The sequence below is a fragment of the Amycolatopsis oliviviridis genome, assembly GCF_014654365.1.
Classification (GTDB): Bacteria; Actinomycetota; Actinomycetes; order Mycobacteriales; family Pseudonocardiaceae; genus Amycolatopsis; species Amycolatopsis oliviviridis.
Genome location: NZ_BNAY01000006.1, coordinates 279,563 through 302,922 on the forward strand (window position 1 = coordinate 279,563; position 23,360 = coordinate 302,922).

Sequence of the window (23,360 nt, forward strand, 5' to 3'; positions counted from 1 at the left end):
TCGATAGCTCCAGTAGACCGGGTCTCGCGGTGGTTGTCAAGCGAGCCGGGAACGATCACTGGACCTGTCACGTCCGTGACCGGGAATCCCCGCGCAGGAAAGGAAAACCCACAGTGAACGACGCTTGGCCCGAGACGGTGAACGGCTGGGAACTCGCCAGGGAGGGCCACATCGAGAACTACCGCAAACGGCTGGCCAACCGGGTCACGGTCACCGCGATCTGGGAGAACGCGACCCCGCCGCGACCTGCGTCCTGGAGATGGCCGCGAACCTGCCCTCGCTGGAATGGCGCACGAGCCCGGCGCCCACGGCGCTGGCGGGGGACCGTGGCGGGCATGGTCGAGGCGAGGACGAGGAATTCGAAGAAACCGGCTCCGGCATCGACGACGTTCCCGACGTCGAAGAAGTCCTCTCCGGCCCGGACACCGGACACGACCTGGTCACCGTCCTCGACGAGCGGTTCGGGGTCACCGAGGACAACCTGCTGGCGCACGTCGACTGGTCCGCGCTCATCGTGGTGGGTGAACCCGCGGTGAGTTCGCTCATCGACCGGGGTGACGAACTGACCGCCGCGGTCGCCCCGAGGTGGTATCCGGTCGTCGCGGACAGGCCCGGTGAGCGTTGGGTCGTCCTGAAGCGCACGGGCCTTCGCTACCACGGGGAATGAGCGGCGGTTTCTGTCATTCTGGACGCCATGCCCTCGCCCGCCCTGCGCCGCGCCCTGACCGATCCCGGCGAGCCGCCGATCCGCCCCCCTGCCGGACGAGGTGAGCGAACTGCTGGAGGAACTGTCCGCTCCCCCGCGCCTGGCCGCGCATCTGCGCGCGGTCCACGACGTGGCTTGGTCGCTGGCCGGCTGGATGGAGAAGCGGCATCCGGACGTGGCCTTCGACCGCGAAGCGACCCTGTTCGGCGCGGCCGTCCACGACATCGGCAAAACGATCCACCGCGAAGAGCTGTCCGGCCCCGGCGCGGCCCATGAGCAAGCCGGTTACGAACTCCTTGTCTCCCAAGGAATCGACGCGAACCGGGCCCGGTTCGCGAGGACGCACGCCGCCTGGGGCGCGGACGTCGGCGTCGAAGATCTGCTCGTGAGCATCGCGGACAAGGTGTGGAAGGCGAAGCGGGTCACCGATCTCGAACAGCTGCTGGTCGACCGGCTGGCCGTCGCGAGCGGACAGCCGCCGTGGGAGGTCTTCCTGGCGCTGGACGATCAGCTCGACCGGATCGCGGCGGACGCCGACGGGAGGCTGGCCTTCCAGGCGAGCCATCCCGTCGGCGGCTGAGGCGTCAAGCCACGCGCGGCAGCGGGGCCGGGTGACACCGCCGGAAGGCGGGCGCGGCGGCGCCCGGCTCGCCGTGCAACCAGTCGTAAAGGAAGCGGAGTTCCGGCCCGAACCGGTTCGCCTCGGCGTTCAGTCTTTCCGGCGACGTCGACGGCCAGCGGCCGGTTTCGACGCGATCCCGCAGCACCCGCAACGCCGTCAGTTCCTCGGCGGCGGTGTGCTGGCAGTGCCCGCCCCGGTTCACGAACAGCTGCCGGATCCGGTCGGAATCGACACGGTCACCATAGGTCCGCTCGTGTTCGGGAGCGACGCCGTCGCCGATCGGGTGCAGCGTGACGACGGGTTGGTGTCCGCGTCCGGTCGGCGTCCCGACGCGGGCGAGCCAACGGGCGGCGGCGTTGTCGGCCTTGACGCGGGGCGCGGCGGCGAGCTTGGCGAGATCGGCGCCGAGGTCCAGTCCCGCGTCACGGTAGGCCTGGTTCACGAGGTCACGTTCACTCGACCGCGCGAGCAGGCCTCGGTAATCGATACCGGTGTTCCCGGTCGGGTTACCACCGGCCTGCTTCTCCAGATCGGCTCGGTGGGCACCCCACGCGAGCTGGTCGTAGACCGCCTGGACGAACTTCGTCTGCTGACGGATCTGCTCGGCGACGTCGGTGGGGCGGGGGTGGTGCGCCGTCGACCAGCCGGGGACGTCGGCGAAAGCGTTGGCGAGGGCGAGCCGCGCCCGACCATCGGGTGACTCCAAGGCCGTCGCGATCACCTGATGGGCTTGCGCCAGGTTCGCCTGGGGATCGGCGATCCGGACGACCTCCAGCTCGGGCGCCAGCAGTGTCCGGACCGCGAAACCGAGGTCCAGCGCCTGGCCGAACAACGCGGACCCACCCGCGACGGGGCCGCACATCGCCAGCACGCCGTCGATCCGCTGCGGAAGCCGCTCGGACAGCAGGACCGCGTTGAGCCCGCCGCCGGAGGCTCCCCAGGTGAGCACCTGCGCCGGGCGGCCGACGTTGCGGTCGAACCAGGACAGCAGTGCCGTCTGGTCGTGCACGGCTTCGCGGGCCGAGAAGCCGTGCGGCTTGCTGGCGGAAATGCTGGCAGCGCGGGGCTTCGCGGGAATCCGTCGAGACGCGGCTTCTCGTCTACGCTTCCCGCCGTACGAGCTCTTCCGCCAGCTCGACGGTGATCCCTTCCGGGCCGCGTACGTAGCAGAGCCGGTAACTGTCCTCGTACTGCACCAGTTCGCCGACGAGCTCGCCGCCGTGCGCCCGCAAGCGCTCCAGCACGTCCTCGATGCCCTCGACCGAGAACACGAAGTGGCGGATGCCGGGCGTGTTCATCGGCACGCGGGAGTGACCGTCCCGGCTCGGCGCCTGGTACTTGATCAGCTCCACCCCGCCGTGGCCGTCCGGCGGGCGCAGCACCGCGATGTCCGTCCGGACCTTTTCGAGGCCGGTGAGTCGATCGACGGTGTCGCCCTCGAGTGACGCCTCGCCTTCCAGTTCGAGACCGAGCGCGATGAAGAACCCTTTGGCCGCTTCGAGATCGTGGACGACGACGCCGATGTGTTCGAGCTTCATGCCCGCACCGCCTGACGACCCAGGAGCTCTTCGACGGCGGTGGGCAGGGTGTTCTCGAAGTCGATGAGCTTGGCCCAGGTCGGCGTCACCACGACACGGACCATGCCGTCATAGAGCGACCGCACGTTCTCCTCCCACTCGACCCGCTGCTCGGGTGTCATCTCGTAGGTGCCGTTCCACTGCATGTACTCGTCGGGGATGCCGTCGACATGGTCCAGCTCGACGGTGCCGCGGATGAGCAGGATCTTCGGCGGATGCGATTCGGTGTCGATGGTCAGGGCGACGGCGGGGTTGCGGCGCAACGACGGCAGCTTCGGCGCGTTCGTCGGGGTGCACATGACGATCTCCTTGCCGTTCCAGTGGATGCCGATCGGGATCGACCGCGGCGTGCCGTCGAGTGCGGTGTAGGCCAGCCGGGCCAGGTCACGGGCCAGGAGCTCCTGGCTGAGCGGACGGTTCAGGATCTCGTCGATCGTGCTCTGCTGCATGTCGCTCTCCTCGGGTCGCTTGCTTCGCGGACACCCCGGGGACGCCGCTGTCCCCCGCACTTCGACACCTTCGAAATGTGACCCGCGTCACATCGCCTTTAGCGGGCTAAACGCGATCTGTTTGTCGAAACGGGCCTTGGCCAGGCGTCGCGTCTGTGAAGGCACGAGAGAGAGGGACAGTCATGGCGAAGGAATCCGAGGTCCGCTTCGAGGGCTTCCTGCCCACCACGCCCGCCGACACCTGGGCCGCGATCACCACGGGCAGCGGCGGCTGGCTCTGGCCGATCCAGTACGAACCGCGCGACGGCGGCGCCGAGTCCGGCCTCACGCCGAACGGCGGCATGGTCACCGTCTGGAAGCCGTCACAGCGCTTCGTCACCTACGCGGAAGACGAGAACGGCTGGTTCAACACGCTCGAGTACGTCCTCGAACCGAAGGCCGGCGGCACGTACCTGCGCTACGAGCACAACACCGTCCTCGACGACTTCGACGTGGAGTACGACGCGTGCAAGCGGCACACGGCGTTCTACTACCACTCACTCGGCGAGTACCTGACGCACTTCAACCGGCGCGAGGTGAAGTACTTCAAGACCGACGCGCCCGAAGCGTCGAAGGCTCCGGAGGCGTTCGAGGTCGTGCGGACGGCCGTAGGAGCGACCGCCGCGGGTGACCGGGTGCGCTTCGAGGTACCGGGCGTCGGCACCATCGAAGGCGTCGTCGACTACCTGACGTCGGCCTTCATCGGCATCCGGACCGAAGACGCGCTGTACCGCTTCTACGGCCGGAACGTCTGGGGCTGGCCCGTCGGCATCGGGCACCACCTGTTCGCCGAAGACGCCGACGCGGACAAGGCCGAGAAGGCGTGGACGGCCTGGCTGAACGGCCTGTACGCCTAGCGGGGCAGGTTCTTCGCGATCTCGGCGCCGACGGACTTCGCCGCTTCGGCGGACTCCCCCGGCGGGATCGGCGAGTTCGTGAAGAACCCCTTGTCCCAGCCCTTGTAAGTGACGATGACGACGTACACGCCCTGGGTCAGACGCAGTTCGGCACCGCTGAAGGCGCTGTCGGTGTCGAGGGAGACGAGAACCGCCTTCTCCCCGATGCCCTGGACCTGCTGCTGACGCTCGGACGGCGCGGCCGACCCGACGGAGGATTTCGCGGCACGCTCCTGGGCGTCCGGTCCCTCGTGGCGGTAGACCATGACCTGGAGCGAGCGGTCGTGGACGTTGTCGCTTTCCGGCGCCAGCCAGGAGCAGCCGTACTGCTTGGTGACGAGGTCGCCCGCCTTGATCTCGTTCTCGCGGACGCCCTGGAAGCTGGTCATGAGCGTCTTGTTCAGGGCTTCCGGGGAGACCTTGCACTCGTTGGGCGGCTGCTCGGCGACCGGCGCCTTGCCGACCGACGAGTAGTACTCCGACGCGAAGATGCCGCCGGGGATGCCCAGTCCGAGCAGCACCACGCCACCCACGACCAGGCCGACGATCAGCCCGGTCTTTTTCTTCTTGGGCGGTTGTCCGTAGCCGGGCGGGACCTGACCGGGAGGCGGACCGTACCCAGGCTGCGGCGCGTATCCGGGCTGCTGCGCGTAACCCGGTCCGCCCGGCTGGGGCTGTCCGTAACCCGGCTGCTGTCCGTAGCCCGGCTGGCCTCCCTGCCCAGGTGGCGGGCCATGACCCGGCCCCTGGCCGTACCCCTGCGGCGGCTGGTGCACCGATCCTCCTACCGATCCTTGCGTACGCTCAGCGTCACGATTAGGGGGCTAAACGCAGGTCGTGCCCGGATCGCGTTTAGCCCGCTAAAGGCGACACGCGGCCAGCATGGCACGGCGGCCGGGGCCGGGCACCGGGAACGCCCACAGTCCGGCCCGCGGGCACCCCCGGATCGCGATTAGGGGGCGAAACGCAAGTATGCCACCGCGTCACGATTAGCCCGCGAAACGCAAGTCCGCCACCCGCAGGTCGCGATTAGGGGGCTAAACGCAAGTCCGCGACCGGATCGCGATTAGCCCCCGAAACGCAGGTCGGACCTAGTGGGCGAAGTGGCGCGTGCCCGTGAGGTACAGGGTGACCCCGGCTGCCTCGGCGGCGGCGATGACCTCGGCGTCGCGGATCGACCCGCCCGGCTGGACGACGGCGCGGACACCGGCCTCCAGCAGGACCTCGAGCCCGTCCGGGAACGGGAAGAAGGCGTCCGAAGCGGCGACGGAGCCCTTCGCCCGGTCGCCCGCCCGCGAGACCGCGAGCCGCGAGGAGTCGACCCGGTTGACCTGCCCCATGCCGACGCCGACGGTCGCGCCGTCGTTCGCCAGCAGGATCGCGTTCGACTTCACCGCGCGCAGCGAACGCCACGCGAACTCGAGGTCGGCCAGCGTCCGCTCGTCGGCGGGCGCGCCGGTCGCGAGGGTCCAGTTCGCCGGGTCGTCGCCCTCGGCGGCGATCGTGTCGACGGTCTGCACCAGCATGCCGCCGGAGATCGGCCGGAACTCGATCGGATCCGGCGACGTGATCGCGGGCAGCTTCAGCAGCCGCACGTTCTTCTTGCGCTGCAGGATCTCCAGCGCCTCGGCGTCGAAGTCCGGCGCCAGGACGACCTCGGTGAACACCTCGGAGATCTGCTCGGCGGCCTCGCGGGTCACCGGCCGGTTGGTCGCGATCACCCCGCCGTAGGCCGAGACCGGGTCGCACGCGTGCGCCTTGCGGTGCGCCTCGGCGATGTCCTCGCCGACCGCGATCCCGCACGGGTTGGCGTGCTTGATGATCGCGACGGCCGGGGCCTCGAAGTCGTAGGCGGCGCGGCGCGCGGCGTCGGTGTCGACGTAGTTGTTGTACGACATGGCCTTGCCGTGCAGCTGCTCCGCGTGCGCGAGCCCCGGCCGCCAGTGCTTGTACAGCGCGGCCTTCTGGTGCGGGTTCTCGCCGTAGCGCAGCACCTCGCCGCGCTCCCACGAAGCGCCGGTGAAGTCCGGGAAGCCGGAGTCGTCCGCGGGCGCGTAGACGTTGGCGAACCACGCGGCGACGGCGGTGTCGTACGCCGCCGTGTGCGCGTAGGCCTGCGCGGCGAGCCGCTTGCGGTCGGCCAGCTCGAAACCGCCGGCGGCGACGCGCTCCAGCACCCACTCATAGCGGGAGGGGTCGACCACGACGGCGACGCTGTTGTGGTTCTTCGCCGCGGCGCGCACCATCGCCGGGCCGCCGATGTCGATGTTCTCGACGCAGTCCTCCGGGCTCGCGCCCGACGCGACGGTCTGCGTGAACGGGTACAGGTTGACCACGAGCAGGTCGAACGGCGCGATGTCCAGCTGCTTGAGCTGCTCGACGTGCTCCGGGCGGTCGCGGTCGGCGAGCAGGCCCGCGTGCACGCGCGGGTGCAGCGTCTTGACCCGGCCGTCGAGGGACTCGGGGAATCCGGTGACCTCTTCGACCGGCGTCACCGGCACCCCGGCGTTCGCGATGACCTTCGCCGTGCCTCCGGTCGACACGATCTCGACGCCTGCCGCGTGCAGCCCGGTGGCGAGTTCGAGCAGACCGGCCTTGTCCGAGACACCGATCAGCGCGCGCCGGACGGGACGCTGTCCCTGTGCGGTACTCACGAAAACCTCACCTTTCGTCCCTCGACCGAGCACCCGCTCCGGCCGAGTTTCTCGATCGTTTCCACCAGGAGCCTGCGTTCCACGGCCTTGATCCGCTCGTGCAGGACGTGCTCGTCGTCGTCGGACTCCACGATCACCGGCTCCTGCGCGATGATCGGCCCGGTGTCGACCCCGGCGTCGACGAAATGGACCGTCGACCCGGTGACCTTGACGGCCATCGCCAGCGCGTCGGCCACGGCGTGCGCGCCGGGGAACGACGGCAGCAACGCCGGATGCGTGTTGATCACGCGGCCGGGGAACCGCGCGAGGAATTCGGCGCCGAGGATCTTCATGAACCCCGCCGAGACGACCAGGTCCGGCTGGTAGGCGGCGACGGCTTCGGTGATCGCCTTGTCCCACGCCGCGCGATCCGGGTGGTCGGCCATCCGCACGGTGAACGACGGCACGCCGGCGTGTTCGGCCCGCGTGAGCGCTTCGATCCCGGTGCGGTCCGCTCCGACGGCGACCACTTTCGCCGGGAAGTTCGGCTTTTCGACCGCGTCGAGCACGGCTTGCAGCAGCGTGCCGGAACCGGACGCGAGGACGACGAGCTTCACCGGAGTGGGCAGGTCCAACCGACTAGCCAGAACGGGCTCCTTGCCACGGCGGTACGCACTCGGGCGTACGGCGCTTCACCTGGTCGCGACAACCCTAACGGTCGCCGCCGGGCGCGCTTTCGTCGCCGGACCCGTCGGTGGACTCGGTCACAGCGACGTCCTGCTCGGGCGCGGTTTCCGCCGGGGTCTCGTCGAGGTTCTCGCCGAGTTCGCGGGCGAGTTCCGCCTCGGCCTCGTCGTCGAATTCCCTGGTTTCCTCGTCGAGCTCGGCTTCTTCAGCGGGCTCGGCCGCTTCGTCCGCTTCGGGCTCGACGGTCTCTTCCTCGACGGCGACGTCCTCGGCGATGACTTCGGCGTCGGGTTCGCCCGGCGGTTCGGGCGGCTCGTGTGCTCCGGCGAAGAACGCGACGAACCCGCCGGGGATGACGATCCAGCAGAAGGCGATCACGGACGCGACCCCGACCGGCACGCTGACCGGGTCGAACGGCCCGTCTCCGAGCCTGCCGCCGGCGAGGGTCCCGAGGACGACACAGCCGAACGCGACGAGGGCTCCCGCGACGGCAACCGCCCGCATCCGCAGCATCGGATCCTCGTCGACCGCGCGGATCTTCCAGCCGACCAGCGCGCCGACCAGGGCGGGCAGGAGCAGCAACGCCGGCCACCACACCGCGTGATGCGACGGGATCCCCGCCAGCACCGGCACGCCCGGCAGCCGGCCCTCGTGGTAGCCGAACATGCCGACGGTCAGCGAGCCGACCGAGAAGCCCGGCCCCGTCGTGAAGGAGAGCGCGGCGACGACCGCGTTCGGCAGGTAAGCCACGGAAAGCACGAACATGCCGAAGTTTGGGCCGAAGCCGGGCTCGAACAGACTGTCCACAGTGGACCACGAGAGCGCGGTGGCGGCGGTGAACACCACCGCACCACAGGCGATCATCGCGGCGAGACCGAGTGCGCCCGCTCGCAGGCCGTGGACGGCCACCGGGTCGAACCGGTCCCGCACCGCGGCCGGGAGGCCGCAGCTCTTGGCGACTCCCGCGACGGCGGCGAGTCCGGCGAGGAGTCCCGGCACGCAGAAGGCGGTCAGCGGGTTCACGTCGATCGGCGATCCGCCCGCCGACAGGGCGACGAGCACGCCGAACAGCGCGTGCGCCCCGGCGATCACCGTCACCACCGGGACGGCGTCCGCGGGGGTCCGGCCACCGATCCGGCGGACGGCCCGTGCGGTGGCCCTCGCCACGAGCCACGCGACGACGAGCGTCGGCAGCAGCGGCAGCACACCGAGCGGATGCCCGCCGAGGTCGAGTTCCACCTGCCACGAAGCGAGCCAGCCCGGCCCGGCGGCGAGCAGGGCGCCGGTGGCGGAGAACCGGGACCGGTCGGCGGAGAACGCGACCACCGCGAGGACGAGCGCGACGGCGGTGTAGGAGAACAGCAGGGGCGAGCAGGCCGCGGCGAGCAACACCCGAACCCGCTTCGCCCTGGACACCTCCGGCTCGGGGACGAGGTCGCTCACCGGCTCTTCGCCCGGCGGGCGTTCGTCGCGGGTGAGCAGCTTCATGATCCGCACCATGACATCCGTGCTGCTCCGTCCGGGTGAGGCACGCCGCCACCGGATGGCGCACGTGGCCCAACCCACCCGGTCGGGTAACCCGGAAAACGAAAACACCCGCTGTGACACGGAGAGTCACAGCGGGTGTCCTACGTTCGGAAGATCAGCTCTGCTGGCCGAAACCGCCCGGCGGCGTGCCCGGGTTCTGGCCCGACTCCGGCGAGGAGGACGGCGGCTGCTGGAAGAACTGGCCCTGCTGCGGCGCGTACGTCGTGGCCTGCTGACCCGGCGGCTGCGTGACCGGCGGCTGGAACCCGCCCGGCTGGGCGAACGGGCCGGACGGCTCGCCCTGCGGCTGAGGCTGCTGCCCCTGACCCGCGCCGGGGAACGCCTGGACCTGGGTGGCGGCCGGGCCCTGCTGACCCTGTTGGCCGAACGGACCCTGCGGGCCCTGCTGCGGGAACTGCTGGCTGTACGGGGCCTGCGGCGCCTGCTGCTGCGGCTTCGCGGCGGGCAGCTTGATGACGTCGTGCTCGAACAGGAGCGCCGCGACCGCGACCAGCATCTGCAGGATGCCGAGGATCAGCACCACGGTGAGGATTCCGGGGAGCGAGACCGCAGGGCGGCCTTCGCTGGCGTCGACGGTCGGGTAGCCGACGATCAGGTCGAGCGCGCCGAACGCGCCGAGCACGCTGAACAGCGCGGCGAACGGCAGCGTCTTCGGGCCGCGCGGCAGCGCGTGCAGCGCGGCGAGCAGACCGCTGACCAGGAGGAAGACCGAGACCTCCTTGGCGGCGTCGGCCTCGTCGGAGAACCCGATGAAGAACTGCACCAGGCCGAGGACGGTGACGGCGAGCGCGAGCAGCAACGCCAGGTTCAGCGGGGCCGCCTGTGACGACGGCGCCTGCTGCTGCGGAAAGGCTCCCGAGCCGGGGTTGGGGTTGTGCTGGCCGCCACCCTGCTGGGGGTAGCCGGGCCCACCGCTGGGATAGGACATCCGAATGCTCTCCTGTCGTTCGACCGGCACCCCGGGGCGCGCGGGACTCCCGGGACAAACGAGGCGGCTGTGATGCTCGAACGCTAGCGCACGCACGCGGTCACGTCGCTTCTCGGGCTCTGAGACGTCTGTACACCCGATCGGGTTCCCCACGGAACCCCCTCGCGACACCCAATTCGCGTTTAGCCCGCTAAACGCTACGCGCCCCACCGGATCGCGATTAGGGGGCGAAAGTCGACCCGGCCGCCCGGATCGCGTTTAGCCCGCTAAACGCTACGCGCCCGCCCAGATCGCGATTAGGGGGCTAAACGCACGTCCGCCCCGACCTGCGTTTAGCCCCCTAATCGCGATCCGGTGGCAGAAAGCAGGCGGGCCGGGCACCTGGTGCAGGTGCCCGGCCCGCCGGGGAAAGCTCAGTCTCCGAAGGATCAGAGGCTGTTGTACAGCTCGCGCGCCAGGACGGCGGTCTCGCTCGGGGTCTTCCCGACCTTGACGCCGGCGGCCTCGAGGGCCTCCTTCTTGGCGGCGGCCGTGCCGGAGGAGCCGGAGACGATGGCGCCGGCGTGGCCCATGGTCTTGCCCTCGGGCGCGGTGAAGCCTGCGACGTAGCCGACGACCGGCTTCGTCACGTTGTCCTTGATGTAGGCCGCGGCGCGCTCTTCGGCGTCGCCGCCGATCTCGCCGATCATCACGATGACCTTGGTCTCGGGGTCGGCCTCGAACGCCTCGAGGGCGTCGATGTGCGTGGTGCCGATGACCGGGTCGCCGCCGATGCCGACACCGGTCGAGAAACCGATGTCACGCAGCTCGTACATCATCTGGTAGGTCAGCGTGCCGGACTTCGACACGAGACCGATCGGGCCGGCACCGGTGATGTCGGCCGGGATGATGCCCGCGTTCGACTTTCCGGGGCTGATCACGCCGGGGCAGTTCGGCCCGATGATCCGGGTCTTGTTGCCGGTCGCGACCGCGTGCGCCCAGAAGTAGGCCGAGTCGTGCACCGGGATGCCCTCGGTGATCACCACGGCGAGCGGGATCTCGGCGTCGATCGCCTCGATGACCGCGTCCTTGGCGAACTTCGGCGGCACGAAGATGACCGAAACGTCGGCGCCGGTCTCCTTGATGGCCTCCTCGACCGTGCCGAACACGGTGAGGTCCTTGCCCTCGATGGAGACGGTCTGGCCTGCCTTGCGGGCGTTGACGCCACCCACGATGTTCGTGCCGGACTTCAGCATCTTGGTCGCGTGCTTCATGCCCTCGGAGCCGGTGAGCCCCTGGACGATGACCTTGCTGTTCTCGTTGATGAAGATCGACATCTCACGCACCTGCCGCGGCGAGCTCGGCGGCCTTGTCGGCCGCGTTGTCCATTGTGTCCACCACGGTGACCAGCGGGTGGTTCGCGTCGGCGAGGATCTGGCGACCCTCGACGACGTTGTTGCCGTCCAGCCGCACGACGAGCGGCTTGGTGGCCTCGTCACCCAGGATCTTCAGCGCTTCGACGATGCCGTTCGCGACCGCGTCGCAAGCGGTGATGCCACCGAAGACGTTGACGAAGACGCTCTTCACGTCGGTGTCGTTGAGGATGACGTCCAGACCGGCCGCCATGACCTCGGCCGAAGCGCCGCCGCCGATGTCGAGGAAGTTGGCGGGCTTGACGCCGCCGTGCTTCTCGCCCGCGTAGGCCACGACGTCCAGCGTGGACATCACGAGGCCCGCGCCGTTGCCGATGATGCCGACCTCGCCGTCGAGCTTGACGTAGTTGAGGTCCTTGGCCTTGGCCTTCGCCTCGAGCGGGTTCTCCGCGTCCTTGTCGACCAGGGCCTCGTGGCCCGGCTGACGGAACGAGGCGTTCTCGTCGAGGGTGACCTTGCCGTCGAGGGCGATGATCTTGTCCTGCGGGTCACGGACCAGCGGGTTGACCTCGACCAGGGTCGCGTCCTCGGAGACGAAGGTCTCCCAGAGCTTCACGACGACGTCCGCGGCCTCGTCGACCACGTTCTCCGGGAACTTGCCCGCGGTCAGGATCTCGACGGCCTTCGCCTTGTCGACACCGATGATCGCGTCGACCGGGATCTTCGCGAGCGCTTCGGGACGCTCGACGGCCAGCTGCTCGATCTCCACGCCGCCTTCGGCCGAGGCCATCGCGAGGAAGGTGCGGTTCGCACGGTCCAGCAGGAAGGAGAAGTAGTACTCCTCGGCGATGTCCGAGGCTTCGGCCACCAGCACGCGACGCGTGATGTGACCCTTGATGTCCAGACCGAGGATCGCCTCGGCCTTCTCCGCGGCCTCGTCCGGCGTCTGGGCCAGCTTGACGCCGCCGGCCTTGCCGCGGCCGCCGGTCTTGACCTGCGCCTTGATGACGACCTGGTTGCCGATCTTCTCGGCGGTGGCCTTGGCTTCTTCGGGGGTGTTTGCCACGGCACCCGGCAGAACCGGTACTCCGTGGGCGGCGAAGAGATCCCTCGCCTGGTATTCGTAGAGGTCCACTACTCCAGTCTCCTGACGACACGCCACTGTGGTGGTCCGTTGCCGGACCGCGCTGTCGGACCAGTCGAGGTTAGCGACCTGCGCAGAAGCAGGGGACTCCGCACCTGGTGAAGTCGGTCACCGTACGCGGTCAGACGGGGTTTCCACGGTGTGAGACCGCACACCGGAGACCCAGTTCGCCGCCTCTTCCAGGCTTTCGAAGGCGTTCTCGAATCCGCTCGGGCCGTTACCGACCGCGAAGAGAAGGACGCCCGGGAGTGTTTCGGCGACCCCTTCCGGTTCACTCTCGCCGCGCACGACACCGAGGATGTCCGGATCCTCCTGTTCGGCCGTCCGGACGAGTTGTTCGACGGTGTCGAGACGCCCGGCGTAGACGACCTCGACGCCGTCGTCGCGCAGCGCTCGCCCGAGCGCGACCGACGCGCCTTCCTCGACACCGAACTCGGCCAGCACGACGCGAAGGAGACGACGGGTCACGCGGACCGCCGTGAGCCCGCGACGGCCATCCCGGCCGCGACGAGGGAGACGACGGCGGCGCCCAGCGCGAGCCAGAACCCGATCCCCGCCGACGAGCCTTCGTACTCCGAGCCGACGAGCGGCAGTTCCGCCGCGCGCAGGCCGAGCACCAGCGCGGCACCGGCCAAGGCGGCCGCCGCCGCGACCGGCCGCGAACGCGGGACGAGCGTGCACAGGCCGAGGACGACCGCGAGCACGCCAAGCAGGCCCCACGACGCCGCGCCGAAGTCCGACCACAGGCCCGGAGCGGTGTAGCCGGGCGCGCTGAACACCGGCGTGCCAAAGGCGGCGATCGCCAGCACCGCCGCCGCGACGACCGGGGTCAGCACGGCGCCGTCGGCCCGCGATCCGGCCAAGCCGGCATCGGCGGTGTCGTCGGTATCAGCGGTATCGGCGGCTTCGTCGGTGACGTCGCGTTCCACGACACCGGTGATCACGGCGGCCAGCGCGGCCACGGCCGCCAGCGCGAGCGCGATGAACGTCCACGTGACGCCCTGAGCGGCCGAGAAGCCACCCTTGTCCGGCAGCGGCAGCGGAAGGTCGACGCCGAACGACGCCGGATCCACCGCCTTGTCCTCGGTCACCGACAAGGCCGCGCTGAGCACGGCCGCCGCCGCGAGCACGACACCCGACCACGTCACCGCGACGACTCCCCTGGCGAACGCCGAAAGCCGCGGCACGAAGACGAACAGCGCGGGCACGGCGAGTACCACGGCGGCGCCGAGCAGCAGCCAGCGCGACGGCGTCTCGGGCATGGGCGTCGGACCGTTGGCCTTCAGTACCGGCGTCAGCGCACCGGCGACCGCGGCCGCGGCGGCGAGCAGCGCCAGTCCGCCGGTGGTCAGCCGCCACCAGAACAGCCCGGGCAGCCTGGCCTCACCGGCCAGGTCGCCGGTGACCGTCTCCTCTGCTTCCGCGACGTCGAACCGGGTGAACGCCAGCCCGATCAGGGCCAGGCCCGCGATGGTCACCAGCACCGAACCCGGCGCGACCGAAAGCCGGTCCACGACCAGCCCCGCGGCCACCGGCGGCACACCGACCGCGAGCGCCGCGAGCCCCGCTCCGGCGAACCCACCCTTGCCGACCCCGGCCGAGGGCGAGCTCACCGCCACGAGGACGGTCAGCGGCAGCATCGCCGCGAGCAGCAGATAGCCGGCCATCGCGACCGTCGGACCCTCGAAGGCGTTCTTGGCCAGGAGGTACGCGTTGCCCGAGCCGATGGGTGCGAGCAGCAGGCCGACTCCGCCCACGACGCCCAGCACGGGCCCGAGCAGCCGCCAGCGGCGCCGTCCGTCGAGCGCGCCCGCCAGTTCCGCCTCGTCGCGGGCGGTCCCGGCGGCGAACGCACCGGCGGCGAGCGTGAGCAGATGGCCCGCCACCAGCGGCCACAGTCCCGGTCCCGGCGGAGGCAAGGTGAGCAGCCTGTCGGCGAGGAACAGTTCCGGACGCGAGGCGACGGATCCGTCCGCGAGCAGTTGCAGGTCCAGCAGCAGCCGCCCGGGCGCGAGCGCGGTCAGGCCGAGCACCAGCCCGGCGCCGAGCCCCGGACGTCCCGTCAGCACCGCGTAGAGCACGGCCACCGCGGGCGCCAAGGCCAGCACGACCAGCAGCGGACCGGCGGCGAAACCGGGGGAGCCACCCCGCACGGCGGGCATCAGCGCGCCGACGGCCAGCGCGACCGCACCGGCCGACACCAGCCCCGCCGACAGCAGGAGCGCTCGCGGGCGGGCGCCCGGTTCGCTCCGGAGAAGTTCGGCGGACGCGGTCCCGGGGACGGCTTGCCCGGCGGTTTCGCCGGGGTGCCGTGAGCGCGAAGTCATCGACGGCGACGCTAGCAAGCCGGGCAGGGCCGGGCCCGTCAGCCGGGGCACCGCAGGCCTCGGACACGGCTCGGAGCGGGTAAGCGTCCTTCAACATCACTGGGCAACCGGTTATTTCCCTCGTTTGCCTCCTTTCCGGCCCTCCGGTACCCCCGAACGGCCGCTTGATCTTGTAACGCAAATCACAAGGTTACGAGTAAACCTCTTCTAACTTTGGGTAATTTTCACTGGATAACGGCCAGATCTTCGTCGCCCGATCGGCCGAGAGCGCCGCCAGATCTTGCTGACCGGGGTGCCGCTTCGTTACTGTCCCCGGGTCCCCATTACAGTCAGATCACGAATGAGAGCACCGAACGAACCACCCCCGAGGTTCTTCACCGGGTTCCCCCGCCCGGGCTCTTGATCCGACTCCCCGAACACGGAAGGCCCCGTCTTGGCTTCACACCGCTCCCCCGGCGGCCAAGCTCCTTCCCCGGCGCTCGAGAACGCACTCGATGGTGCGGTCGTCCGCGTCCGGGGCTCGCACCGACTGTCGCCCCCGTCCTCGGCCCTTCGCGGCCGTGTCGTGGTCGCAGCCGTCGCTGCCGGCGCCTTCGCGGCCGCCGCTGCCGGGCAGACCCTGAAGTCCGTTTCGGAATCTTCCGACGCCGCCGTCACCCCGCTGGCCAGCACCCAGGACGCGAGCGCCTCGTTCGCCCTCGGTGGCGGAGCCGGTGGTGGCGCCCCCGAACTGCTCCCGACGAGCCAGTCCGCGAACGCCTCCGCCGAGGCCCAGAAGCTCTCGGACAACAACAGCATCACCCAGGCCCGCATGAAGCGTGAGGCCGAAGCGGCCCGCAAGGCCGAAGAAGAGGCCAAGCGCCCCAAGACCTGCATGCCGACCAAGGGCACCTTCACCTCGGGCTTCGGTGCCCGCTGGGGCACGAGCCACCTCGGCATCGACCTCGCGGCCCCGATCGGCACGCCGATCGTCGCGGCCTCCGACGGCACGGTCATCGAAGCGGGCCCGGCCAGCGGTTTCGGCCTCTGGGTCAAGGTCCAGCTCTCCGACGGCACTGTTCACGTCTACGGCCACATGAACTCGTTCTCCGTCCGCGAAGGCCAGAAGGTCAAGTGCGGCGAGGAGATCGCCGAGGTCGGCAACCGCGGTCAGAGCACCGGCCCGCACCTCCACTTCGAGGTGTGGCAGAACGGCACGAAGAAGATCGACCCGCGCCCGTGGCTCGCCGCCCGTGGCGTCAGCGTCGGCTGATCGAGCCTGACCTTCCCTTTCACCGCAGGACCTTTTCGCCGCATCGGTGACCCGCCCGATCCCATGGCGCGCCGGGCAATGACGCCCTGGCGCGCTTTCAGGGTCTCCGCTTCCCCCTTCGAGGACATCGGGAAGCGTCGTAGGCCCACCGGCTCGGAGCATGGGTGGCTTTTCGGGCCCTGAGCGCCCTCACGCGACGCCGTCGGGCAACTTCCGGACGAAGTACCCCACGGCGACCTGCCAGACCGTGCAGAGACCCGCCGGGCGACGTTCGATCGGCCGCCATCCGGCGAAGAGTCTCCCGGGAAATCCCCGTCGAAGAGTTCGGTACCCGGCTGGCCGCGGCCCGAACAGCCATCGCCGCGCGTGCCCGCACACGACACACCGTCCGGCCCCGTCCGGTTCGTGCGACCGCAGTAACGCGCGCCAGGCCGCGACCAGCCTGAGCACTTCCGGCGGTTCCGGACCCCGATCCGGCCCCGCCTCTTTTTCAACACCCCGCAAGTAGTCGAGTACCCCACTCGAGAGAACCCCAAACAAGACCCCGTCCACACCGTGCGCCCCCTCCCCTGATCGGGGTACACCGGCTTGTCCAGCATACCCCAGCGCATCGAACTCGTGTTCGACGACACAGGTATACGGGAAGGGTCCGACAGTTTTCGAAGGCGGCGGGGAAACCGCAGGTCAGAACTAGAGTTTGACCATCGGGACGCTGCCGATGAGCATCAGCCGGACCTTGCCGGCGGCACCGAAGTCGATCGTCGCCGTGGCCCGGGGCCCGGCGCCGTCGCAGGCGACGACCGTCCCGAGCCCGTACTTGTCGTGGCTGACCCTGTCGCCGACGTCGAGCTTGAGCGCGACGGTGTCCTTCCAGCCCTTGCCGAACGGGCTCGTGCTCGTCGACCTGGAAGACGAGGACGAGCCGCCACCGCGGCTGCCCCACGTCGTCGCGGCCCGCGGCGAACCGCCCGACGAACCGAAACCGCCGGAGGAGGAAGAAGGCGCGAGCCTGCGCCAGTCGACCAGTTCGGCGGGCAGCTCGTCGAGGAACCGCGAAGCCGGGTTCATCTGCGGCTGGCCCCAGGCCGAGCGCACCATCGAACGGGAGACGTACAGCCGCTTCCTGGCCCGCGTGATCGCGACGTAGGCGAGCCGGCGTTCCTCGGCCAGTTCGGTCGGGTCACCGAGCGCGCGCATATGCGGGAAGATCCCGTCTTCCCAGCCCGTGCCGAAGACGACGGGGTACTCCAGGCCCTTCGCGGTGTGCACGGTCATCAGGGTGACCACGCCGGCGTCGTGCCCGTCACCGTCGTCGCCACCGTCGGCCGCGGGGATCGAGTCCGCGTCCGCCACCAGCGAGACCCGCTCCAGGAACGCGGGCAGCGAGCCCGGCTCCGGCACCCCTGGGTCAGCCTCGGGGAGTTCGCCGTCGGGACCGGCGACCTCGGCGGTGAATTCGGTGAACTCGCGTGCGACGGTGACGAGTTCCGTCAGGTTCTCCACCCGCGACGCGTCCTGCGGGTCGTCGGACTCTTCCAGTTCCGCGCGGTAACCCGTGCGTTCCAGGACCGCTTCGAGGACATCGGCGACCTCGGCGCCGCTCTCGACGACCTCGCCGAGTTCGTCCAGCAGCTCGACGAACCCGGTGATCGCCTTGGCCGAACGCGGGTTCAGCAGCGGGATCTCACCGTTGACGGCACCGCGCAGCGCCTGCGCGAACGAGATGCGCTCCCGCTCGGCGTACGTCGCGATGACCGCTTCGGCGCGGTCGCCGATGCCGCGTTTGGGGACGTTGAGGACCCGGCGCAGGCTGACCGTGTCCTCCGGGTTCGCCAGCACCCTCAGGTACGCGAGCATGTCGCGGACCTCGCGCCGCTCGTAGAACCGCACGCCGCCGACGACCTTGTACGGCAGGCCGAGGCGGATGAAGATCTCTTCGAAGACCCGCGACTGGTTGTTGGTGCGGTAGAAGACCGCGACGTCGGAATAGTCCGCTTCGCCCTTGTCCGCCAGCGCGTCGATCTCGCCCGCGACGAACGCCGCTTCGTCGTGCTCGTTGTCCGCGACGTAACCGACGATCTTCTCGCCGTCGCCCGAATCGGTCCACAGCCGCTTGGCGCGCCTGTTCGGGTTGCGCGCGATGACCGCGTTCGCCGCGTTCAGGATCGTCTGGGTCGAGCGGTAGTTCTGTTCCAGCAACACGGTCCGCGCGCTCGGGAAGTCGCGTTCGAATTCCTCGATGTTGCGGATGGTCGCGCCGCGGAAGGCGTAGATCGACTGGTCCGCGTCACCCACGACGCACAGTTCGGCGGGCTCGATCCCGGCCTCGTTCGCCTCGGTGCCGACCAGTTCGCGGACCAGCGTGTACTGCGCGTGGTTCGTGTCCTGGTACTCGTCGACCAGTACGTGGCGAAACCGCCGCCGGTAGTACTCGGCGACGTCCGGGAAGGTCTGCAGGAGTTCGACCGTCCGCATGATGAGGTCGTCGAAGTCGAACGCGTTGGCCTGGTTCAGCCGCCGCTGGTACTCGACGTAGACCTCGGCGACGCGGCGTTCGAGATCGTTGCCGGCGTCGGCGACCGCGGTCTCCGGGTCGATCAGTTCGTTCTTGAGGTTCGAGATGTGCACGGCCAGCGTGCGCGCCGCGTACCGCTTCGGGTCGATGTCGAGATCGCGGGCGACGAGCGTGATGAGCCGCTTCGTGTCGTCCGAGTCGTAGATGGAGAAACTCGACGACATCTCCAGTGTTTTCGCCTCACGGCGCAGGATCCGCACGCACATGGAGTGGAAGGTCGACACCCACATGGCGTTGGCGCGGCGGCCGACGAGGTCGCTCACCCGCTCCCGCATCTCCGCGGCCGCCTTGTTGGTGAACGTGATCGCCATGATCTGGCCGGGGTGCACGTCCCGTTCGGCGAGCAGGTACGCGATCCGGCGGGTCAGCACCCGGGTCTTGCCCGAACCCGCGCCCGCGACGACCAGCAGCGGCGAGCCCGCGTGGGTCACGGCCTCGCGCTGCGCCGGGTTCAGGTCGTCGAGCAGGTCCGAGTGCCGGGGCTTGGCCGGACCGTCCGCTGGGAGATCGAAGAGGGTGTTCATCGCCGGTCCACGCTACAGCGCCGGGCGTAGGCGGTGTTGTCGCCTGCCGTCCGACGCGCGGGCGGTGTTCGCGGCGGAGGATCGGATGTCATGGACACCAACGGAATTCCCTCCCGGTTCAGGGCCGCGGACGCCGACCGCGAGCGGGTCGCCTCGCTCATCCAGGCCGCCGGCGGCGAAGGCCGGCTCACTCTCGAAGAAGTGGAAGACCGGCTGAGCGCCGTGTATTCCACCAAGTACACGGACGAACTCGCCACGCTGACTTCGGATCTGCCGAAACCCGCGCCGCGACGGCGTCCCGTCGCCTTCGGGCATCGAGCGGTGCGGATCCACCTCGCGGTCGTCGTGGTGCTTTCGGCGCTGCTGATCGTCCGCTGGCTGGCGTCGGGGGGCCCGTTCTTCTGGCCCACGATGCCGATGTTCTGGCTGGCCATGAGCGTCTTCGTGCACGCACGTGTCCGCGGGGCCCGTCGCGGCTTGAAGCCGGAGGACGGTCTCGCTGTGGCATAATCACGGTATGCGGCACCACGCGACGCGATTTTTTTACGGGACCCGGACTCCGGCTCCCGTGATCGTGTAGTGCCGAACTGCCATCACCCGAAGCCCCGGAGTCCGCGGACCCCGGGGCTTTACGCTGTTCCGGGGGCCAGCAGGGAATCCGGACCGAAGAGAGGTCCCGATGGACACCACACAGAAGCCGGACGCCGAAGAGCCCGTCGCCACCGCTGAAGAGATCGGTGAGCTCCGCAAGGAGATCGACTTCCTCGACGGCGAGATCCTGCGGCTGGTCAAACGCCGCGTGGAGGTTTCCAAGACGATCGGCGCGGCCAGGATGGCCGCCGGCGGCACCAGGATCGTCTACAACCGCGAGATGGACGTGCTGGCGCGCTACCGCGAACTCGGGCCGGAGGGACGGCAGCTGGCGATGGCGCTGCTGAACCTGGGCCGGGGCAGGCTGGGGCGATAGCAAAGGTCCCCTGCTCCCTCGACGTCACCCGCGGATCGCGTTTAGCCCGCTAAACGCGATCCGGCCACGTCACGATCCCGTGCCGTGAGGTGAAACTCAGGGTGTTCCCCGAGCCACGACGGCTCGGGACCAGGCAAACTGGACACATGATTAACCTCATCGCCGTGATCATCGCGATCGCCGGTGTCCTGGCGGCACTGGGCCATCTCGGTTATCTCGCCATGCTGAACAACGCGGCGGGTAAGCGCGCGGGCGGTACCCCGATCGCCCAGTACGTCAAGACGCGCTGGCCGATCGCAGCGGGTACCACCGCGGCCTCCCTGTTCGCCTGGTTGCTCACCAGTGGGGGAACGACGCTCGACATCATCGCCATTTTGCTTGCAGCGGGTAGCGGAATCACGGCCACCAAGGCCCTGCAATCGACCCAGCAGAAGTACCGCAGCGGCAACTGAACGGCTTCACCAGCACCGATAGCACCGCGTAACGTCACCGAGGCCCGTTCGGGCGCGCCCGACCGAGTGAAACATCTGCAACTTGCAGAGTGGGTGAAGACTTGCGGGGCGTCGGGCTCTTAATGTGGACGTCGTGAGGACCCTTGCGTCTGGGTCGGGCGATGCCCGCATGGCGCGCGGGGGCGATGGCCCCGCGCGCCCAGAGTCGCATGCGCGTGCATTTGCTCACGAGACTGCCCGGGAGTCTGCAAGCGAGGGATCCCGTGAAACCGCTGCTCCGTTCGGCTTAATCGGCGTCACATCGCCGTCAGGGGCGGCCCACGAGGGGGTCGCTCGGACATGAACGGCTGGGCGGAACACCAAGGACGGAACGGCGCCGCGCACGCGGGCCGTCACCGGGCGGGCGGTACCGAGAGCTGGACCCCACCCGTGCCGCCGAGGCGGCAGCGACCCACCGGGCACGGACATCACGCACACCGTGAGTTCGCCCCGCCCTCCACCGGTTCCCTTCCCCTGCCGCCACCGCGGAACAGGAGGGCGCCGAGCCCCGGCTACGCCCCATCGAGCGGCCGTCTGCCGCTCCCCCAGCCCGCTCGCGAGGTGCCCGTGGAACGCCCGGCACGCGTCGAGGTCTCGTTCACAGAGCCCGTCCTGAACCCCGCCGAAGAACGGCGCGCGAAAGCAGCGCAGCGCACGAAGGTGACGCTGACGGCGCCCGCTCCCCGCCGCTCCGAGCCGGTCGAGACCGACGCCGACGAAGACGTCCGTGTCTATATGGCCCCGCCCCTCGACGGGCTGAGCACCTTCGACCTCGGCTCGGTGCCCGCTTCGGTGACCCCGCCCAAGACCTGGCGCAAGGCCGCCTGGTTCGCGGCGGCGGCGTCCGCGCTGGTCGTCGTCGGCCTGCTCTTCGCCGGTTCGTTCCTGGTCGGCAAGCCCGTCCCGGAGCAGCAGAGCCAGGGCGGCTGGCCCGGGTACCGCGGCGGCAGCCCGCTGACCAACGAAGGCCTCGCCGGCAACCCGACCACTCAGCCGCAGGGCGGTGCGGCGGGCGATCCGTCCGATCCCGCGACCGACTCCTCCAGCCAGGACGACCGCAGCTCCTCCAACTCCGGCACGCCCTCGGACAGCGAAAGCACCGGCAACGGCGAGACGCGGCCCGGCCCGGGCGGACCGGTCACGACCGGGCGGCCCGCGTCGTCGTCGAGCGAGCGGCCGCAGAAGCCGCCGGTCATGCCCGCCGACCGCACCACCACGACGTCCCCCTGGTACGCGTCGCAGCCCGACGCGCAGGCGATGGGCGACAACACCGAGACCTTCCTCAACAGCGTCACCACCAACCCCCACGAGGCCGCTGCGGTGACCTCCGGCGGTCTGCGCGAAGAAGGCGCGCAGGGCCTCCGTGAGCGCTACGCCGACGTCGCCTACTTCGAGGTGAAGAAGGTCAGCATCGACCAGCGCCGCGGCGTCACGGTCAACACCGTCGAGGTCACTCACAAAGACGGCACGAAGACCATGGAGCAGCGCACGTTCACCTTCGGTGACGACGACAAGATCGTCGACGACGGCATGTAGCCCATCGCGCACGTGCAAGTGTCCTGTTCCTCTGCACGTGCGGTGCGACGAGCGGTTGTCCCTGGTCCGGGTGGGTGACCTAAGCTGCCGTTCGTCGTATCGCGACGGCATTCCGGCGACAGAGCCTGGCCGCGGACCGTCTCCACAGGGTTACCTGACGACAGCAAGGTTCGCACCGTTCAGAAGACGGCCGCGCGGACCAATGGCGTCGGCCGAACGGCCCAGCGCCTGCCCCGGACCAGAGCGAGGAATTTCGTGCTTGATCGACAGCGCATACGGCGTGAAGACGCCGTACGTGTCGAGGACGTCATCCCGGAAGAGATCCTGAACGACACCCGCGTCGACCGCGAGTATCTGGAGCAGGTCTTCCGCGAGCCGCAGAAGTTCGTTCCCGCCCGCACCCGCGAAGAGCCGTCGCCGCAGCCCGAGCCCCACGAGGACGAGCCGGAGAGCCGCGCCGCCCGTCGGGCCAAGATGGCCGGTCTGGTCGCCGCCGGACTGCTGGTCGCGGGAGCCGTCGTCACCGCGGGCGTGCTCGCGGGCACCCAGCGGCAGGGTTCGGTGACGGGCGCCGCCGCACCCGAGGTGATGAGCGGGGCCGCCGCGCTCGGCGGGCTCGCCGTCCCGGACTCCACCGAGCCGCAGCGCAAGCACGAGAAGCCGCAGTCCACGAGCGCCAGCACGACGGCCCAGCCGTCTTCGGGCACCGGCTCGGGCTCGCTCTCCAGCCAGAGTTCGGCGACCAGCAGCACCAGTTCGCAGCCGGCTGCGAAACCGGCCGCGATCAGCACGACCGAGGGCAAGATCGACGCGGTCCGGAAGTTCTACCGGGCCGTCGACGCCGATCCCTACGGCGCGAAGTCGCTGCTCACGCCGGTGCTCGCCGACTCCGAAGCCGGCAGGCTGATCGAGGCGTGGAGCTCCATGGACGCCATCCAGATCCAGGACATCCGCGAACAGGCCGACGGCACCATCCTCGCCGTGGTGACCATGCGCAATCCGGACGGCGGCCTGGTCCGGGTCACTCAGGTGCTGGAATTCGCCGACGAGACGACCGGTCTGATCACCGACGCCCGGCTGCTTTCCGCGCAGCACATGTGACGGATA

The 23,360-nt window shown here is 69.8% G+C and carries 22 protein-coding genes; 9 read left to right on the forward strand and 13 right to left on the reverse strand.

Annotation, left to right across the window (positions count from 1 at the left end):
• The first annotated feature begins 259 nt into the window (after positions 1-259).
• Together IE302_RS26550 and IE302_RS26555 are read left to right on the forward strand one after the other, a co-directional pair.
• The gene (locus IE302_RS26550; RefSeq protein WP_229907945.1) at positions 260-667 is read left to right on the forward strand and encodes a hypothetical protein; all 408 of its coding nucleotides are present in this window, start codon (positions 260-262) and stop codon (positions 665-667) included.
• Positions 668-767: 100 nt separating this feature from the next.
• Positions 768-1,286: an HD domain-containing protein gene (locus IE302_RS26555; protein WP_229907946.1), complete on the forward strand. Its 519-nt coding sequence runs from the start codon at positions 768-770 to the stop codon at positions 1,284-1,286.
• 4 nt (positions 1,287-1,290) lie between these two features.
• Here IE302_RS26555 and IE302_RS26560 read toward each other — a convergent pair whose 3' ends face one another.
• From IE302_RS26560 to IE302_RS26570, 3 genes are all read right to left on the reverse strand, one after another.
• Positions 1,291-2,337 carry a hypothetical protein gene (locus IE302_RS26560; RefSeq protein WP_229907947.1) on the reverse strand — a complete coding sequence of 349 codons (1,047 nt, stop codon included), beginning with the start codon at positions 2,335-2,337 and terminating at the stop codon, positions 1,291-1,293.
• Positions 2,338-2,428: 91 nt separating this feature from the next.
• Positions 2,429-2,866: a VOC family protein gene (locus tag IE302_RS26565; RefSeq protein ID WP_191257186.1), complete on the reverse strand. Its 438-nt coding sequence runs from the start codon at positions 2,864-2,866 to the stop codon at positions 2,429-2,431.
• Positions 2,863-3,354, reverse strand: a complete 492-nt coding sequence (locus IE302_RS26570; RefSeq protein WP_191257187.1) for a pyridoxamine 5'-phosphate oxidase family protein — start codon at positions 3,352-3,354, stop codon at positions 2,863-2,865. Before IE302_RS26570 ends, IE302_RS26565 begins: the two co-directional genes overlap by 4 nt.
• A gap of 182 nt (positions 3,355-3,536) precedes the next feature.
• On the opposite strand from IE302_RS26570, the gene IE302_RS26575 reads away from it, so the two are divergent.
• On the forward strand, positions 3,537-4,250 hold the full coding sequence (locus IE302_RS26575; RefSeq protein ID WP_191257188.1) for an SRPBCC family protein: 714 nt from the start codon (positions 3,537-3,539) through the stop codon (positions 4,248-4,250).
• On the opposite strand, the gene IE302_RS26580 is transcribed toward IE302_RS26575, so the two are convergent.
• The 9 genes from IE302_RS26580 to IE302_RS26620 form a co-directional block, all read right to left on the reverse strand.
• Positions 4,247-5,065: a hypothetical protein gene (locus IE302_RS26580; RefSeq protein WP_191257189.1), complete on the reverse strand. Its 819-nt coding sequence runs from the start codon at positions 5,063-5,065 to the stop codon at positions 4,247-4,249. The two genes, IE302_RS26575 and IE302_RS26580, sit on opposite strands and share 4 nt — an antisense overlap.
• A 315-nt stretch (positions 5,066-5,380) precedes the next feature.
• On the reverse strand, positions 5,381-6,943 hold the full coding sequence (purH, locus tag IE302_RS26585) for a bifunctional phosphoribosylaminoimidazolecarboxamide formyltransferase/IMP cyclohydrolase (protein WP_191257190.1): 1,563 nt from the start codon (positions 6,941-6,943) through the stop codon (positions 5,381-5,383).
• Entirely contained in the window at positions 6,940-7,557 is a 618-nt protein-coding gene (gene purN, locus IE302_RS26590) for a phosphoribosylglycinamide formyltransferase (RefSeq protein ID WP_191257191.1), read from the reverse strand. The genes purH and purN overlap by 4 nt, the downstream gene beginning before the upstream one ends.
• Positions 7,558-7,633: 76 nt before the next feature.
• Complete coding sequence (locus tag IE302_RS26595; RefSeq protein ID WP_191257192.1) at positions 7,634-9,109, reverse strand: cell division protein PerM; 1,476 nt, start codon at positions 9,107-9,109, stop codon at positions 7,634-7,636.
• A 142-nt stretch (positions 9,110-9,251) separates the two neighbouring features.
• Positions 9,252-10,085, reverse strand: a complete 834-nt coding sequence (locus IE302_RS26600) for a DUF5336 domain-containing protein (protein ID WP_191257193.1) — start codon at positions 10,083-10,085, stop codon at positions 9,252-9,254.
• A 428-nt stretch (positions 10,086-10,513) separates the two neighbouring features.
• The gene (sucD, locus tag IE302_RS26605) at positions 10,514-11,401 is read right to left on the reverse strand and encodes a succinate--CoA ligase subunit alpha (protein WP_005165134.1); all 888 of its coding nucleotides are present in this window, start codon (positions 11,399-11,401) and stop codon (positions 10,514-10,516) included.
• Position 11,402: 1 nt separating this feature from the next.
• Positions 11,403-12,572: an ADP-forming succinate--CoA ligase subunit beta gene (sucC, locus tag IE302_RS26610; RefSeq protein WP_005165132.1), complete on the reverse strand. Its 1,170-nt coding sequence runs from the start codon at positions 12,570-12,572 to the stop codon at positions 11,403-11,405.
• 117 nt (positions 12,573-12,689) lie between these two features.
• Positions 12,690-13,049: a hypothetical protein gene (locus IE302_RS26615; protein WP_191257194.1), complete on the reverse strand. Its 360-nt coding sequence runs from the start codon at positions 13,047-13,049 to the stop codon at positions 12,690-12,692.
• The gene (locus IE302_RS26620; RefSeq protein WP_191257195.1) at positions 13,046-14,908 is read right to left on the reverse strand and encodes a hypothetical protein; all 1,863 of its coding nucleotides are present in this window, start codon (positions 14,906-14,908) and stop codon (positions 13,046-13,048) included. The genes IE302_RS26615 and IE302_RS26620 overlap by 4 nt, the downstream gene beginning before the upstream one ends.
• A 565-nt stretch (positions 14,909-15,473) precedes the next feature.
• Between IE302_RS26620 and IE302_RS26625 the strand changes: the two genes are divergently transcribed.
• The gene (locus tag IE302_RS26625) at positions 15,474-16,160 is read left to right on the forward strand and encodes a M23 family metallopeptidase (protein ID WP_191257196.1); all 687 of its coding nucleotides are present in this window, start codon (positions 15,474-15,476) and stop codon (positions 16,158-16,160) included.
• 690 nt (positions 16,161-16,850) lie between these two features.
• Here IE302_RS26625 and pcrA read toward each other — a convergent pair.
• Positions 16,851-19,259 (reverse strand): DNA helicase PcrA, encoded by a 2,409-nt coding sequence (gene pcrA, locus IE302_RS26630; protein ID WP_191257197.1) that lies wholly within the window; start codon positions 19,257-19,259, stop codon positions 16,851-16,853.
• Positions 19,260-19,349: 90 nt separating this feature from the next.
• Between pcrA and IE302_RS26635 the strand changes: the two genes are divergently transcribed.
• The 5 genes from IE302_RS26635 to IE302_RS26655 all read left to right on the forward strand — a co-directional run bounded on the left by IE302_RS26635 (position 19,350) and on the right by IE302_RS26655 (position 23,354).
• Complete coding sequence (locus IE302_RS26635; protein WP_191257198.1) at positions 19,350-19,769, forward strand: DUF1707 SHOCT-like domain-containing protein; 420 nt, start codon at positions 19,350-19,352, stop codon at positions 19,767-19,769.
• A 169-nt stretch (positions 19,770-19,938) separates the two neighbouring features.
• Positions 19,939-20,226: a chorismate mutase gene (locus IE302_RS26640; protein WP_191257199.1), complete on the forward strand. Its 288-nt coding sequence runs from the start codon at positions 19,939-19,941 to the stop codon at positions 20,224-20,226.
• 146 nt (positions 20,227-20,372) lie between these two features.
• Positions 20,373-20,678, forward strand: a complete 306-nt coding sequence (locus IE302_RS26645; RefSeq protein ID WP_126736640.1) for a hypothetical protein — start codon at positions 20,373-20,375, stop codon at positions 20,676-20,678.
• A gap of 606 nt (positions 20,679-21,284) precedes the next feature.
• Positions 21,285-22,253 carry a hypothetical protein gene (locus IE302_RS26650; RefSeq protein ID WP_191257200.1) on the forward strand — a complete coding sequence of 323 codons (969 nt, stop codon included), beginning with the start codon at positions 21,285-21,287 and terminating at the stop codon, positions 22,251-22,253.
• Between the two features lie 255 nt (positions 22,254-22,508).
• Positions 22,509-23,354 carry a hypothetical protein gene (locus IE302_RS26655; protein ID WP_191257201.1) on the forward strand — a complete coding sequence of 282 codons (846 nt, stop codon included), beginning with the start codon at positions 22,509-22,511 and terminating at the stop codon, positions 23,352-23,354.
• The last annotated feature ends 6 nt before the right edge of the window (positions 23,355-23,360 follow it).